Below are 16,311 nucleotides of genomic sequence, written 5' to 3' on the forward strand. Positions count from 1 at the left end.
CAAAGGAATAAAACTATGCAACAACGGAAAATTGGCCAGTTTCAATGTAATCCTGTCGGTCTGGGATGTATGAACCTCTCTCACGCTTATGGTACGCCACCAGATGAGAAACAGAGTATTCATTTACTTAATCATGCACTGGACCTTGGTTACAACCACCTGGATACCGCAACGTTATATGGTTGCGGTGCCAATGAAAAACTTGTCGCTAAAGCCGTTGGACATAGAAGAGATGAATATGTGTTAGCCAGCAAGTGTGGCATGTTCATTAACGAGCAAGGTAAAAAAGAGATCAATGGTCGTCCTGAAGCGCTGCGTAAAAACATTGAAAACAGCTTACAACGCCTCAACACGGACGTTATTGACCTCTATTACCTTCATCGCTGGGATAAAACCGTTCCTATTGAAGAGAGTGTTGGCGAGCTAAGTCGACTGGTTGCAGAAGGTAAAATCCGTGAAATCGGCTTGTCTGAAGTTTCAGCTGCGACCCTAACACGAGCGGCAAAAGTGCACCCTATTGCAGCAGTACAGTCAGAATACTCACTTTGGACTCGCAACCCGGAGATCAAAGTGCTTGAAACCTGCAAAGCACTGGGTACCGCTTTTGTCGCATTTAGTCCGCTTGGAAGAGGAATGCTGACGGACACCATTTATTCGCCGACGAGTTTCACTCCTAACGATATCCGTCGTAACATGCCTAGATTCGATATTGAACATTTTTCACATAATCAGAATCTGGTCAGTGAACTTGCAGCCATGGTTAAACAAGAGTTAGACGCGGATTTGAGCAACGCCAGTCTCGCAAGTATCGTTCTACGCTGGGTACTAGATCAACAAGATCATATTCACGTTATCCCGGGAACGACTAATCTAGAACATCTGGCTGAAAACCTGTCTGCAACGACAGTGCGCTTACCAATCGACCTGTCAGAAAAAATAGGGCAGCTCATCAACAGCAACAATGTATCTGGTACTCGCTATAACGCCGCTCAGCAAGTCGAGATTGACACCGAAGAGTTCTCTGATAGTTCCACTCTACCTGCATAACCTACCCCCAGCTTTTCAAGTCCACTTCGGTGGGCTTGTTTTTACCCCACAACAAATAACGCTTATCTAACCACACTAATAAACACTCTTCTCTCCGCCTGTATGTGCCTCAGTTTATACAGTTAACGCTCTAATGACATAAGCGAACAAATAACCAGCTACGCTTCATGTCTATCCCTAACGCGCTATACATACAAAGATGCCTGCTAAAACTTCTTCACCACTATCAAAAAAGCTCTGGTTCCGTCGTTTGACTCAAGTTCTCTTCGCCGGAGGCATACTGCTTATTCTAGGCGTTGTTTACTTCGGAGTGCAGTTTAACAACCTTGTCGCGGCCAAATTTGAAGGCCAGATGTGGCAGTTGCCTAACGTCGTGTATGCACGTCATCTGGTATTAAGCCCACAAAGTCAGATTGATCAAAAGACAGTGCTCAATGAGTTGACGCAACTAAACTACCGCAAAGTCACACAACCGACGACAAGCGGTGAGTACAGTGTGTCCGGCCAGACAATACACTTGATTCGTCGACCATTTGTATTTCCTGAGGGCGAACAGTCAACAGTACAAGCGAGCATTCGATTTAGCGGTAAACGTATTGCTAAAATAACCGATGAAGCCACAGGTTATGATCTTGGTGTATTACCGATAGAGCCGCAAATTTTAGGGATGCTCGATGATGACAATACTGAAAAGCGCATCTATGTACCTAAAGATGAAATGCCAGAAACCTTGGTAGCCGCACTATTAGCAACAGAGGATCGCGATTTCTATCAACATGACGGCGTCTCTCCGGTTGCAATTGCCCGCGCCTTTGCGGCAAACGTAACGGCAGGACGTAATGTGCAAGGCGGAAGTACCTTAACTCAGCAATTAGCGAAAAACTTGTTTTTAACACGCGAGCGCAGCTTTGTCCGTAAGCTTAAAGAAGCTTACTTAGCGGTGATCATGGATTATCGTTACAGCAAAGATCAGCTACTTGATGCTTACCTAAACCAAGTCTATTTGGGTCAAAACGGTCAAGATGCAATACATGGTTTTGCTTTAGCAGCACGCCACTATTTTGGTCGCCCGCTATCTGAACTGCGCCTGGATCAACAAGCTTTGCTCGTAGGATTAGTGAAAGGGCCTTCTTACTATAACCCTTGGCGTTATCCTGAACGCACGAAAGCACGTCGTGACTTAGTCCTGAAAATGATGGTCGATACCGGGGATCTTGAGCCAAGTGATTATGAGAGAGCCATTCAAAATCCATTATCAGTGCGTTCGAAAGGTAAAGGCAGTACCACTCAACCTCCTTACTTTGACTATGTAAAACTCTCTTTAAAAGAGCACGGCATAGATTACAATAGCGGTCGTGGCTTACGTCTCTTCACAACCTTCGAGCCAAACGTACAGAGTCAGGCAGAAGCTGCCGTGTATAGCGTCATGCCACAGCTCGAAAAGAAAGCAGGTCAGTCTTTAGAAACGGCGATGATTGTTGCAGATAAACAAAGCGGTGCCGTACGTGCCATGATTGGTAGCCGCCAGCCAAATTTCCACGGTTTTAATCGAGCAATCAATGCCGAGCGCCAGATAGGTTCTTTAATAAAACCAGCAGTTTATGTTACGGCGTTAGCACAACCTAAAAGCTATTCACTGGCAACAAACTTGACCGATAAACCGTTAACCATTCGAACCCAAAATAATGAAGATTGGTCGCCGCGCAATTACGATCGTCAGTATCGTGGTCAGGTGACGCTATACCAATCTCTCGCTCACTCTTACAATGTTCCAACCGTCAATCTCGGTATGGCTTTGGGTTTAGGGAGCGTAACAAAAACGTTGATGTCATTAGGCGTCAAGCAAGATCAAATTCCTCAAGTACCATCAATGTTGCTGGGTGCCTTAACCCTATCGCCTTTGGAAGTCACCCAAATGTATCAGGCTCTGGGAAATAGAGGCGATAAACAAAATTTATTTGCGCTCAGTGCCGCACTCGACGAACACGGACAAGTACTATATCGCCACAAAACACAGACTCAGAAAGTGTTGGAACCTGAAGCGGCATGGCTGATTGAATACGCGATGGAACAGGTTGTTGAACAAGGCACCGCTCGTTATTTAAATCAGATAGTCCCTGCTCATGCTCATCTTGCGGGTAAAACGGGCACTTCTAACCAAGGCCGTGACAGCTGGTATGTGGGTCTTGATAACCGTGATGTAGTAACGGTTTGGGTTGGTCGTGATGATAACAATCCCGTGGCTTTGACTGGCGCTAGCGGACCATTACGCATCTACGGTGATTACCTTAAAAAAGCGGGCTACCAATCATTAGATCAAACAAAACCAAAACAGATTGGATTGGCGAACTATAGCCCTGACACCAGCGGTGGATTAAGAGAAAGCTGTTTTGGAGAAGTCAGCTTACCTGTCTGGAATGAAACCGGAGAAGCGAGCCCAAACTGTTTGCAACCTTTGGAAGATGGCCTGAAGGAAATAGGCCGTGGATTAGCAGAAGCACCAAAGCAGATCGGTGGTTTTTTCAAGCGCTTGTTTGACTAAACAGAAACGGCAATCAGATACGGAATGTCAGATGATTGCCGCCCATAAGCAGCGGTGACAGACGCTAATTACATTTCGTTGAGGAACCATGCCAATATCGCCACGTTCGGCGATACTGGCCTACGAGATAGACGTCTCTGAAATACATCTCCATTCAAAACAGAGCTATTCACCACCAATCAGCTTGGCGTCACCAACGAAGTAGCCATCTTCACCAAATCGCTTTATGGCATCACCGTCCAGAATAACCGTTAATCTACGTACATCCGCAAATTGCCAGTTACGCCATTGGTACATGAGGTGGTTGTTTTCAATCCACCAATAGCCCTCATCAGCATCATTTGGCCTGTCTGACACCCCTGTCATCTTACCATCTGCCTGAAAGGTAATGCGGTATGGGATATTAAAACAGTCTCTTGTCAGTACCACTCGGTCTGAAAGCAGCTCTCTGATACGCTGGCCGTTTAAGCGAACGCCTTCCGCATCTTCAACCCTCGGAGTAGGCAGTATTTTCTTAGCCAATTGGGCAAGTTTCTCGACACCATTACGAATGTCGGCGTTTTTTATCGACTGAAAACTCAGGCGGAAACTATTATTCCGTTTTTCACAGGTGTAATACTTTGCACCATTGTTGATCAATATTCCGTGAGATTTTGCCAACTCTTCCAGTAAACTGGCATCAAAACCTTCGCGGTAATCTATCCAGAAGGCCGTTCCCGCGAAAGAAGGGATCACACCCGACTGTGGAAAATACGTGTTGAGTGCTTTTTCCATGGTTAACCATTTTTCGCGGTACTTCTTCAGCATTTTCTGAATCAAAGCATCGTAATAACCAAGGCTGATGAAGAGCGCCAATGTTTGACAATTATTCTTCGGTGGCAGGCTGTGCATGCGAAGCTGAACCTGTCGTATCTGTTTGATAAGTGGCGGAGATGCCACAATAAAACCAAGCCTTAGCCCTGGCGCAATAACCGAAGAGAAACTGGAGATATAGATTATCCGCTCGCTCTGATATTCACCGCGAAGAGCGGGACATTTGTCGTTGATAAAATTGATGTCATGTTCGAAATCATCCTCAATGATCAACAAATCTGCCTGTTCAGCCTTGTCCATCAACTGCTTTCTTCGCTGTGATGACATCCGAACCGTTGTAGGAAACTGATTACTCGGTGTTGTATACACAAGCTGACATGAGTCAAGCCTGTCGTCGACCACCATTCCTTCCCGGTCCACTTCCAGCGGTTGTATGTTAGCCCTTCTGGCTCTGAATTGTTGCAGCGCTTCGGGGTAACCCGGGTTTTCAAAACCCACCTTGGTATAACGTGATACCAGCAGTTTGGAAATTAAATACAAGCTGTTCTGACAACCATGCGTCAGCGCTATCTGATCCGCATCGACAAAAATGCCGCGATTCGGCAAGACTCTGGTGCGAATTTGCTCAATGAGGTCGTGATAATCGTTGTCGTCTGAGGTCCAGCTTTTATGATTAATTTTATTGAGGGATTGAATACTGCATTTTCGCCATTCTGACACAGGAAAAAGATCTTCGTCGACCTGTCCATGAACGAAAAGGTAGGGATAATTTTTGAGATTATTAGAAGCCGAACCAAATGCTTCATCACCGTCTATCAGGTACTTTTCCCAGTCCAGTTGTTGTTCTGAATCAGGGACACGCTCCGGTGCTTTTTTGGTGCTGACTTCTAGCTCAGGATTGACAAAGTAGCCCTTTCTTTCTACTGAAATGAGCAAACCTTCATCGGTGAGTTGGTCATAGACTCTGAGTACTGTATTGCGGGAAACAGAGAGGGCCTGGGCGAGCTTTCGAGAAGACTCCAGACTACGGTCTTTCGAAATAAAACCGTCGAAAATTGCTTGAGAGATACTGCTTTTAATTTGCTCTTGTAGTGTGCGGGAATCCTGGGGATCGATGTGAATATAACCCTGAAGCATAAATGACCTGGCCTTTACTTCGCCGGCCATTTACACATGCCCGGCTTTAACTACTTAACCTGAATTCAGGTTACTAAACCGTACCGCTTAAAAGCAGCACATTAAGCGCTGCTTTTAAAAGTTTAATCAGCTATCGAGTTAAAGCCAGCAACTCTGCTTTGATGATCTCTAATCCTTTACAGATCAGTTCATCTTCAATCGTCAACGGTGGTAGGAAACGGATTACGTTGCCTTTAACGCCACACGAAAGTAGCACTACCCCGGCTTTATTCGCACTTGCAACAAGCCTTTTAGTCAGTTCAGACAATGGTTCTTTGGTATCAGGGTCGTTAAATTCGATAGCGATCATTGCACCAACTTGGCGAATATCCCCAATTTGGTGCACTTCTTTCTGCATCTCAGCTAACAACTCAGCAAATGTTTGACCAATATGCTCTGCTCTCTCGCACAAGGATTCTGACTCAATAATGTTCAGAACTTCAATACCTGCGACACAAGCTAACGGAGAACCAGCGTAAGTACCACCTAAACCACCTGGGTTTGCTGAATCCATGATCTCAGCCTTGCCAACTATACCCGATAGAGGGAATCCACCAGCGATACCTTTTGCCATTGTAGTGATATCAGGCACGATTCCAAGGTATTCTGAAGCAAACATCTTGCCAGTTCGGGCAAAACCAGTCTGAATTTCATCACAGATCAGTACGATACCGTGCTTGTCACAAACTTCTCTCAGTTTTTGTGCCCAAGAAGCAGGCGCTTGGTAGAAACCACCTTCACCTTGAATCGGTTCAAAGATAATTGCTGCTACTCGGCTCGGTTCGATATCACATGCGAACAAGTCATTTAACGCATCAAGGCTTTGCTGCTCAGTAATCCCATGGTAGGCATTTGGGAACGGCAAGTGATAGATTTCATTAGGAAAAGGACCAAAACCCGCTTTGTACGGCGCAATTTTACCGGTTAGCCCCATACACATATTGGTTCGGCCATGGAAACCACCTTTAAAAGCAATAACACCGCTACGACCAGTATGAGCACGCGCCACTTTCACTGCGTTTTCAACCGCTTCAGCACCAGTAGTCAGAAAAGCGACTTTTTTATCCCCTTCACCAGGAGCGATATCAACGATTTTCTCTGCCAGTTCAATAAAGCTGCTGTATGGCGTTACCATAGAGCAGGTATGACTGAACTTTTCTAACTGCGCTTTCACTGCTGAAATGATTTGAGGGTGCGAGTGGCCCGTGTTCGTTACTGCAATACCCGCGGCAAAATCGATGTATTCGTTACCTTCGATATCCGTCAGAAGCGCATTTTTAGCACTTTCGATGTATACCGCACTAAGGTTTGCCATTCCTTTAGCCACTACTTTTTCTTTACGTTCTTGCCATTGTGCATTTGTCATAGCCTTGTTCCTTTAAAACTATCGTTTATCTGTTGTCTGTTACATGCCGCCAAGGCAGATGTATTTAACGTTCAAGTATTCATCGATACCCTGTTTTGCACCTTCGCGGCCAAAACCGGATTGCTTCACGCCACCAAACGGTGCCACTTCATTCGAGATGATGCCTTCGTTCACCCCAACCATGCCGTACTCTAGTTTTTCAGCGATAGAGAAAGCGCGAGTCAGCGTATTGGTGTAGAAGTAACTGGCTAAGCCGTAGATAGTATCGTTCGCGAGCGTGACCAACTCTTCGTCATCGCTAAAACGGATAATTGGAGCAACCGGGCCAAATAGCTCAGTCTGTACAATATCCATGTCCTGCGTCACGTCAGTCAAAATGGTTGGCTGAACAAAAAGACCACCTAAGTCGTCGCCACCAAAGGCCACTTGTGCGCCCTGCTCAACTGCTTTGTCGATGTAACCCATCACTTGTGCTTTGGCTTTGCTGTCGATAAGCGGGCCGATTGTCACGTTAGGTTCAATACCGTTACCAACTTTGAGTTCTGCCACCGCGACTTTGAATTTTTCAACAAATTGATCGTAAACCGCATCCTGAACATAAAAGCGGTTTGCACAGACACAAGTTTGTCCGGCATTACGGAATTTGGATGCCATGGCACCTTTTACCGCTTCATCAATATCGGCGTCATCAAACACAATAAACGGTGCGTTTCCGCCAAGTTCCATCGAGGTTCGTTTAATGGTGTCGGCACACTGCTTAATCAGCTGGCGACCAACGCCCGTAGAACCGGTGAACGACAATTTTTGAATATCCGGGTGTTGGCAGAAAAGGTCACCAATCGCGACAGAAGAATGATTATTTACAACCACTAACAACTCTTTCGGCAACCCTGCCTGATACGCTAATTCTGCGATGGCATAAGCAGACAGTGGAGTCTGGTTTGCTGGTTTCACAATAAAACTACAGCCAGCAGCCAGAGCTGGAGCCGCTTTACGCGTGATCATTGCTGTAGGGAAGTTCCATGGTGTAATCGCTGCAGCAATACCAACTGGCTGCTTAATTGTCATGATTCTTTTATTGCCTGCAGGTGTTGGAATGGTGTCACCGTAAGTGCGTTTTGCTTCTTCCGCAAACCACTGAATAAATGAAGCACCGTAGACAATTTCACCTTTCGCTTCCGCTAACGGTTTGCCTTGTTCCAGGGTCATGATACGAGCAAGGTCTTCGCTATTCTCGATAACCAGGTCATACCAACGCTTTAAAATAACTGCACGCTCAGACGCAGTTCGCTCCTGCCACAACTTCTGAGCTTGCTTAGATTTTTCAATGAGCTCTTCAATTCGTGTTGGCTGCAGTGATGGCACATAGCCAATCACTTCATTGGTCGCTGGATTCACCACAGCGATAGCATCATCACTTGCATCACATGTTCCCTTTAACAGGGATTTGTTTGAAACCTTGTCCATAACTTACTCTCTCACTTTCGTTTACGAGAAGATGCTATCGACAAAAAAAACGACACCTAAGTACCAGTTTTAAATTATTCGTGGTACCAGCATAAAAATTCAAACTGGTACCATCGTATTTCCGTGACTGGTTCTATTCCTTTAGCAATCGACTCTTAATATGGACATCGAAAACGGATTCAAAAAACATTTAGAAGAGGACTTTCTATGCTAAAGGGAAAAGGGAAAAAACTACTGAGTAGCATGCTTGCGGCAACGCTAGGACTTGGCGCAATGGCGACCTCAGCAGCGAGTTTTGCTGCAGAGCAGAACTGGCGCTTTGCCAACCTTTATGGCCGTGGAACAGCTTATGGACAAGTTTACGAAGATCTCGCCAAGAATATTGAAACTATGTCTGACGGTCGAATTGCCGTTCAGGTCTTATATTCAGGTGAAGGTATAGGCACGACAGGCATCTTAGGTGCGGTTAAGTCTGGTCTGATCCAAATGGGTGCACCATTTCAATCTATGCACGCTGGCGAACTTCCGGTTGGTGTTGTGGAAATTGGCCTGCCGGGTGGTACGGCTGATGTTGGTGAACTTTCAACACTATTCCATGAGAAGGGTTGGTCTGATGTTCTGACAGAAGCCTACGGTTCACAAAATATGGTTTGGTTGGACCCGTACATTCAGCCTCCTGTATACATCATCACTAAAGAAGAAATTAAGTCTGTTGAAGACTTTAAAGGCATGAAAATCCGCGCACCAGGTGCTTACGGCAAGTTCCTGAGAAACCTTGGTGCCTCTCCTGTTTCACTGGCATGGAGCGAAATCTATACCTCTCTGGCAACGGGTGTTATCGACGGTTCGATTGGTTCAAACATGATTGACCACCGCGACGGTAACCACGTTGAAGTGGCGAAATACATGTACCCACTGCCATTGGCTGGCGCACAGGTACTGCCGATTGTCGTGAACAAGAAAGCGTGGGCAAAATTATCTCCGGATCTTCAAGCCATCGTGAAAGCCGCAACTACGGTTCACGCTCAAGAACAAATGACCAAATCTATCCTTTGGGAATCTCAGGCAATTGCTGACATGGAAGCGAAAGGCCTGAAGTGGAGCCCAGAACCATCTGAAGCGGATAAAAAAGCATGGAAAGAAGCTGGTAAGTCACTTGCTGCAGAATACGCAGCAGAGGACAAATACTCTAAACAGCTTATCGACATACTGGAAAAACAGTAATGAAGAATATTGAGGTGGACTTGGTTCCACCTCTATCTTTCTGTTTGCAAGGAGGCCACATGATTGAAAAAATTCTTATCGGATACTGCCGAATCGTTCAGAGTTTAATTAGAGGTATCGGACGTTCAGTCGCCTACCTTCTGCCAATACTCGCTTCGGTTGTCGCATACGAAGTATTCGCACGATACGTTCTGGACCAACCAACAATATGGGGGTATGACACCTCTCTGTTTCTGTTCGGTTATATCTCAGCACTCGGCGGCGCTTATGCACAACAAAAAGGCGCTCATATCAACGTCGATATTATTCACGCTAAGGTTTCCGAAAGAGTTCGACGCAGTTTCGACTTGTTAACAGCCGTCCTAGCCATTGGTTTCTTAGTTGTGATGGCAAAAGTGTGCAGTGGGATGTTTTTCGAAAGCCTGGAGCTGAACTACCGCACTCAAAGTGAATGGGCTCCACCTTTACATCATTTCTGGCTGATGATTACCGTATCTGCTGTCATTTTTATTGCTCAGTACTCTGTACAAATCATCTGCAATATTTTTTACCTACTGACAGGCAGAATACTCCTTCAACAGGCAACTGGCGACTCATCCAATAGTCTGGAAGAACAGCCATTTAAAATAGATTCAACAAAAGTTAAGAAAGAGCAAATCACAGAGGAAGTGGCATATGGAGATTGAAGTACTAACAGGCGTATTATTGGCCTGTATCCTTACCGCTTTTGCTTTGGGAGCACAAGTCGGGCTCGCACTAGCAGCAATCGCCATGGGCGTTGGCTACATGACCTGGGGAGATGGTTTATTTAATATTATTCCGACCACCGTCGAGAGTACGTTTTTTAACTTTATTCTTCTGGCAATCCCTCTATATATCTACATGGGTCAGATTCTTACACGATCTGGGATCGGGGACGCCATGTTTAACGCAAGTCAGTTAGTGATCGGACGTATTCGCGGCTCACTTGCTATCAGCGTGATCGGTGTCTGTTCAATGATCGGCGCAATGGTCGGCATTATCGGTGCAGGTATCATGACATCGAGCAGTATCGCCCTTAAACCTATGCTTGAGCGCGGCTATGACAAACGTCTGGCACTGGGTGTCATCATGGCGGGCGGTTCTTTAGGCATTCTGATCCCACCAAGTATCCCGATGATCATGTTTGCCTCTGCGACACAAAACTCGGTAGGTAAGATGTTTTTAGGCGCAATGGTGCCAGCCCTTATCACTATTGTGCTTCTGATCAGCTATGTGGTTATTTCATGTAAATTGAACCCTGACCGTGCACCACTGGATGTGGACAATGATGACATTGAGATCCCGAAAGGTTATGAGCTGTTCAAAACCATCCGCGACGGTGCATCTTCCCTTCTTTTGATTGTTGCCGTGTTGGGCAGTATTATCGCTGGTATCGCAACGCCAACAGAATCTGGCGCTATCGGTGTGGTCGGCGCAATTATTCTGTCTATCCTGTTTAAGCGTTTTAAACCAGCAATGGTTCAGAAAGCAGGCCTCCAGACTGCGACTTTGGTCAGCGTAGCAATGTGGATCATTCTTGGCGCATCAGTATTCAGTAACTTCCATCTTCTGATGGGCGTACAAGGCATGGTTTCAGATATCACCTCCAACCTAGACCTGCCGCCAATCATGATCATCATTATGTTCCAGATCATCATGTTACTCCTTGGCTTCATCATTGATGAGTTCATCATTGTACTGATGTGTGCACCCATCTTTACGCCAGTGGCCGTTGCTCTGGGCTACGACCCTATCTGGTTTGGTGTACTGATGATCCTGAACATCGTTATCGCCGTTCAAACACCGCCATATGGCTTTGCACTTTTCTACCTGAAAGGCATCGCACCTAAAGGCATTACCATGCTGGACATTTATAAGTCAGTCACGCCATTTATCCTGGTTCAGCTGCTGGTCCTGTGTATCGTAATGATGTTCCCTGATCTGGTAACCTGGCTGCCGAATACCGTGATGAATTCATAAAATCAGCTAACGTCCAAAGGCTGAGTATGGCAGCCTTTGGACTCATTTTCAGCAAGTGATCCAGGATTGAATCTTTTCAGCTTGAGGGACTCCGCCAGCATGTACCACCTCTTCATCCATTACCACTGCAGGCGTTGACATTACCCCGTAACTCATGATGGTTTCCATATCCGTCACTTTTTTCACTTCAACTTCAACCCCTTGCTCTGCTGCGATTTTCTCGATGAGCTTTGCCGTATTAACGCAGTTCGCACAGCCAGAACCCAGCACTTTAAACACTTTCATATTCGTCTCCTAAAATTGCCACACTGGTAAATTAAATATCCATCCCATTAAAGTGAACGCGAGAAGTAACAGTCCGAAAAGTATGCCAAGCAGTCGCCACTGCATGACTTGTTTTAGCATGACAAATTCAGGAATACTTGCCGCTACCGTACTCATACAAAACGCCAAGGTTGTCCCGATCGGTAACCCATTTCTAAGCAGACTTTCCATCACGGGTATCACGCCGGTGGCATTTGAATAAAGTGGAATACCTATGAGTACCGACGCAGGAACCGACCACCACTGGCCAGCACCTAAATAGGTTTCAATCCAACCGTCAGGCACAAAGCCATGTAGTCCCGCTCCGACACCGACGCCAATAAACACCCACTTCCACACGCGACCTACGATCTCAGCCATTTCTTGTTTCGCAAAACCATGACGTTCAGTCAGCGTCATCCCAGAACTCTCATTCGAACCGTGATAAACGTGACTTTGTTGAGGATTTTTAGCATTGTTCATTGCCTTGGTGGCCAGAGGTTGTAGCCAGCGCTGGGCACCAATAGCGTCTAGCAACCAGCCACTTAATATACCTATTAGCATCCCGATCACGACGTACATGACAGTGAACTTCCATCCAAGCAGACTAAATAGCAACAAGACGGCGATTTCATTGATTAATGGTGAGGTAATTAAAAATGCCATCGTAATGCCTATCGGGATACCAGCAGAGGTGAACCCCAAAAATATCGGAATACTCGAGCAGGAACAAAACGGGGTGATGGCCCCAAAAAAACTGCCTGCAAGATAACCGAATAAACGCCGTTTACCCGCGAGATAAAACCGTACTTTTTCAACGTTTAACGATGCTCTAAACAGGGCTATCACGTATATCATTACAACCAACAACACCATAATTTTACTGACATCTTCAATAAAGAAGTGAATAGCATCCGCCACTTTGGTATTTGGTTGCAAAGCAAATAGTTGGTATGTCATCCAGTCAGCAAGACGTGTGAAAACCTCGAACATGTCGGCTCCTTACACTTAAATCGATGACTTCTCCGTTCATCCTCGTGTAATGCTATTCGCCGTTCAGGCACAACGTATAACCACGCCTTCAAGGATGAGTTCTTTTACTCTAATTTTAGTGCATACCTCTGAAATACATTTGGTTTAATGTCGCATTTTAGAGTGTCCCTCACCGTTCACCTTTTCGTGCTTTTATTCAGTAATAAACGCCGTTATTAGCCATTCCTCAGCTATAGTTAGTCACAGAAACTCGGTTAAGGAGTGGCATGATGGTTAATGAGACAAATACCAAAGACAAAAGTAACTGGGCTATCGGTGGTGGCACATTACTTGGTTTAGGAGTGGGTATGATCTTTCTCCAACACTCGGTACTCGCCTTCGTCGGAGCGCTGATTTCCGGCATTGGTATTGGACTAATTATCGCGGCCTTGATTAGCTGCAAAAAGTAGACCCCTTGCTTGAACGATTGACCGATGAGTAAGTACGGATATTCCTGACTTTGTCATAGTATCCATGTTGAGATTTGTACTTATGATCAGGGTATCCGTAGCATTGTTCTTATCGCAAGGGGTTTGTTATTACACTTCGACGTACGTTTTACGGACACGCTTAGTCAGTTTGATAACAAGCTCATAGGGGATAGTACCGATATGTTTAGCAACCTTCTCAATAGGTAAGTTTTCACCCCAGAACTCAACGTTGTCTCCTACTTTATCACGTGCATCAGGCCCTAAATCAACGGTAATCATATCCATCGATACGCGGCCTGAGATAGGCACCATGCGTCCATTAATATAGACAGGTGTACCTTCCGGAGCACTTCGAGGATATCCATCCCCGTATCCCATCGCTACTACACCGATGTAGGTGTCACGGTTTGATGTCCAGCTTTCTCCATAACCAACAGGTTGGTTCGCCTTATGTTCACGAATAGCAATGAGTTTGGAATTCAGCGCCATTACGCAACGTAAACCATGCTGCTTACCCGTTTCATTTTCATTCGGGCTGATCCCATAAAGTGCAATACCCGTGCGCATGTAGTCTAAATGAGAGTCAGTCCAATATAAAATGCCCGCAGAGTTGGCTAACGTTTTCGGCCCAGGGAAACCGGCGGTTTGCGAAAGAAACAGATCGATCTGTTTTTGTGTTACAGAAGAAGATAAATCGTCAGCACAGCTAAAGTGGCTCATGAACCCTACTTGCCCTGATAGCTTATTCGTTGCTTCAATTTGTTGAACATAATCATTGAGTTCGCAAGGTTGGACACCTAATCTGTGCATACCTGTATCGAGCTTAAGCCAGACAGTAAGAGGCTGAGTAATCTCCGCATGCTTAAGATCTTCCAGCTGCTCTTTACAGTGAATCGCAGTGTGGAAACCTTCGCGAGCTGCCGTTTCGAGGTCAGTTTTACAGAAACAGCCTTCAAGAAGTAATATTGGCTGCTTAATTCCTTCGCTTCTTAGTTCTAGCGCTTCTTCGATGCGCGACACCGCAAACATGTCGGCTTGTGTCAACGTTTGAGCCGTTTTTACCGCATTGTGCCCGTATGCATCTCCTTTGATGACAGCGACAACCGATTTGTTAGCGCATTTTTTCTTAAGTAAGTTGTAGTTATCGCTAAGTGCTTTTAGATTGATAACAGCTTCTGCAGTAATCATTAACTCTTTCCTGTATTACATCTCTTCCTTGGCAGCTCAGCCAACACCATTTTTGATGGGGAATATGTTGTGCTGAGCTACTTCTTTTGCGGTTATACTTCTTCTTCCGCGATGCGTTGAGAGGTTTCTTCTGCGAAGAATTCCCTCGTCAACTTGTATACAACTGGGCTCAAAGCCAGTAACGCAATTAAGTTAGGGATCGCCATCATTGCGTTTAACGTATCGCTAAGCAGCCAAATAAAATCCAGTTCCATCGTTGCACCAATAGGTAATACCAATACAAAAATGACTCTGAAAGGCATGACCGCTTTCGAACCGAATAAATAAGACGCACAACGTTCACCATATACAGACCAGCCAACTATCGTGGTAAAGGCGAATATTGCCAGGCTAATTGCCACCAGATAGCTGCCAAAACCAGGCAAAACTTGGTCGAAGGCCGCTGAAGTTAAAGCTGCACCTGATTCACTGCCAGTCCATTGACCCGAAATGATGATGACCAAACCTGTGATGCTACAAATTAAAATGGTATCGATGAACGTACCTAACATAGCGATAAACCCTTGACGGACAGGATCATTTGTCTGCGCAGTAGCATGAGCAATAGGAGCCGACCCCAGACCAGCCTCGTTTGAGAAAATACCACGAGCTACGCCGAATCGAATTGCCATCCATACCGTTGCACCAGCAAAACCACCCTGTGCCGACGTTGGTGTAAACGCGTGTTGAACAACGAGTGCTAACGCATCACCAATCTGGTCAACATTCATGATAAGAATAACCACGCCACAGCCAACATAAGCAATACCCATGATCGGTACCAGCGAACCTGCAAATGCCCCAATACGCTTAACACCACCAAGTAGCACAGCGCCAGATAAAATCATTACGACAATGCCGACAAGTAATGGTGAGAAGCTGAACGTACTTTCCATCACTTGAGCGATCGAGTTGATTTGTACGCCATTACCGATCCCAAAGCAGGCAAATGTGCCAAACACTGCAAACGCTGTACCCAGCCAAGCCCACTTCTTACCCATACCATTTTTTATGTAGTACATAGGGCCACCCACGAAACTGCCTTTTGCGTCAGTTTCGCGATACTTTACCGCCAATACTGCTTCTGCATATTTTGTTGCCATCCCCAGCAATGCAGTTACCCACATCCAGAACAAGGCTCCTGGCCCACCAACAAACACTGCCGTTGCAACTCCGGCAATATTACCTGTACCGACTGTTGCAGACAGAGCGGTCATCAAAGCTTGAAAAGGAGGGATTTCTCCCTCACTACTTTCACTGGATTGGCGACCATTCCACATTAATTTGAATGCTCGGCCAATGTTGAATAGCGGCATAAACTTAAGGCCAATATTCAAGTAAATTCCGATACCCAGGATCATGACAAGCATGGGAACACCCCACACAACCCCATTAACTTGCCCAATAAACTGCTGTATTAATTCCATTTAACTCACTCCGATTAACTTCAAGACAAATATGCTTGAGGCAATCTAAGCAATATGCAGACCATATCAAAACTATCTTAACAACTGGCATATATGAACAACAGTCAGGAATTTTATAGATAAATATTCTAAAGAAAAATTCATCCTATATGTTCGGCTCAGCCACATCAAAATCTATACATTATTCCATAATTGTGTAGAAATTTGGTTATTAATAAAATCCAACCCAAATTCAACCTGAGTCTACAAGTAAGA

13 protein-coding genes are annotated in these 16,311 nt (G+C 45.5%); 6 read left to right on the forward strand and 7 right to left on the reverse strand.

The window, feature by feature from the left end; translation table 11 throughout:
* Nucleotides 1-15 precede the first annotated feature (15 nt).
* Together ACWYU8_RS07465 and mrcB are read left to right on the forward strand one after the other, a co-directional pair.
* A complete protein-coding gene (locus ACWYU8_RS07465; RefSeq protein ID WP_457518497.1) occupies nucleotides 16-1,047 on the forward strand; it encodes an aldo/keto reductase in 1,032 nt (343 codons plus the stop codon).
* A gap of 199 nt (nucleotides 1,048-1,246) precedes the next feature.
* Nucleotides 1,247-3,589: a penicillin-binding protein 1B gene (gene mrcB, locus ACWYU8_RS07470; protein WP_457518498.1), complete on the forward strand. Its 2,343-nt coding sequence runs from the start codon at nucleotides 1,247-1,249 to the stop codon at nucleotides 3,587-3,589.
* A 165-nt stretch (nucleotides 3,590-3,754) separates the two neighbouring features.
* On the opposite strand, the gene pdxR is transcribed toward mrcB, so the two are convergent.
* The 3 genes from pdxR to ACWYU8_RS07485 form a co-directional block, all read right to left on the reverse strand.
* Nucleotides 3,755-5,539: a MocR-like pyridoxine biosynthesis transcription factor PdxR gene (gene pdxR / locus ACWYU8_RS07475; protein ID WP_457518500.1), complete on the reverse strand. Its 1,785-nt coding sequence runs from the start codon at nucleotides 5,537-5,539 to the stop codon at nucleotides 3,755-3,757.
* Between the two features lie 130 nt (nucleotides 5,540-5,669).
* Nucleotides 5,670-6,944, reverse strand: coding sequence for a 4-aminobutyrate--2-oxoglutarate transaminase (gene gabT / locus ACWYU8_RS07480; RefSeq protein WP_457518502.1), 1,275 nt, complete (start codon nucleotides 6,942-6,944; stop codon nucleotides 5,670-5,672).
* A 39-nt stretch (nucleotides 6,945-6,983) separates the two neighbouring features.
* On the reverse strand, nucleotides 6,984-8,411 hold the full coding sequence (locus ACWYU8_RS07485) for an NAD-dependent succinate-semialdehyde dehydrogenase (protein WP_457518504.1): 1,428 nt from the start codon (nucleotides 8,409-8,411) through the stop codon (nucleotides 6,984-6,986).
* Between the two features lie 207 nt (nucleotides 8,412-8,618).
* Between ACWYU8_RS07485 and ACWYU8_RS07490 the strand changes: the two genes are divergently transcribed.
* The 3 genes from ACWYU8_RS07490 to ACWYU8_RS07500 are packed head-to-tail and all read left to right on the forward strand — an operon-like array spanning nucleotide 8,619 to nucleotide 11,636.
* Nucleotides 8,619-9,635 (forward strand): TRAP transporter substrate-binding protein, encoded by a 1,017-nt coding sequence (locus ACWYU8_RS07490; protein ID WP_457518506.1) that lies wholly within the window; start codon nucleotides 8,619-8,621, stop codon nucleotides 9,633-9,635.
* A 59-nt stretch (nucleotides 9,636-9,694) separates the two neighbouring features.
* Nucleotides 9,695-10,321 carry a TRAP transporter small permease subunit gene (locus ACWYU8_RS07495; protein ID WP_457518508.1) on the forward strand — a complete coding sequence of 209 codons (627 nt, stop codon included), beginning with the start codon at nucleotides 9,695-9,697 and terminating at the stop codon, nucleotides 10,319-10,321.
* Entirely contained in the window at nucleotides 10,311-11,636 is a 1,326-nt protein-coding gene (locus tag ACWYU8_RS07500) for a TRAP transporter large permease (RefSeq protein ID WP_457518510.1), read from the forward strand. The genes ACWYU8_RS07495 and ACWYU8_RS07500 overlap by 11 nt, the downstream gene beginning before the upstream one ends.
* 48 nt (nucleotides 11,637-11,684) lie before the next feature.
* On the opposite strand, the gene ACWYU8_RS07505 is transcribed toward ACWYU8_RS07500, so the two are convergent.
* Together ACWYU8_RS07505 and ACWYU8_RS07510 are read right to left on the reverse strand one after the other, a co-directional pair.
* Nucleotides 11,685-11,921: a thioredoxin family protein gene (locus tag ACWYU8_RS07505; RefSeq protein WP_457518512.1), complete on the reverse strand. Its 237-nt coding sequence runs from the start codon at nucleotides 11,919-11,921 to the stop codon at nucleotides 11,685-11,687.
* Between the two features lie 9 nt (nucleotides 11,922-11,930).
* Complete coding sequence (locus ACWYU8_RS07510) at nucleotides 11,931-12,932, reverse strand: permease (RefSeq protein ID WP_457518514.1); 1,002 nt, start codon at nucleotides 12,930-12,932, stop codon at nucleotides 11,931-11,933.
* Nucleotides 12,933-13,198: 266 nt separating this feature from the next.
* On the opposite strand from ACWYU8_RS07510, the gene ACWYU8_RS07515 reads away from it, so the two are divergent.
* A complete protein-coding gene (locus ACWYU8_RS07515; protein WP_457518515.1) occupies nucleotides 13,199-13,381 on the forward strand; it encodes a hypothetical protein in 183 nt (60 codons plus the stop codon).
* Between the two features lie 129 nt (nucleotides 13,382-13,510).
* Here the strand turns inward: ACWYU8_RS07515 and alr are convergent, their stop codons facing one another.
* On the reverse strand, nucleotides 13,511-14,590 hold the full coding sequence (gene alr, locus ACWYU8_RS07520; RefSeq protein WP_457518517.1) for an alanine racemase: 1,080 nt from the start codon (nucleotides 14,588-14,590) through the stop codon (nucleotides 13,511-13,513).
* Nucleotides 14,591-14,682: 92 nt separating this feature from the next.
* A complete protein-coding gene (locus ACWYU8_RS07525; RefSeq protein ID WP_457518518.1) occupies nucleotides 14,683-16,056 on the reverse strand; it encodes an alanine/glycine:cation symporter family protein in 1,374 nt (457 codons plus the stop codon).
* Between the last annotated feature and the right edge of the window lie 255 nt (nucleotides 16,057-16,311).

Source organism: Vibrio limimangrovi, from assembly GCF_054064025.1.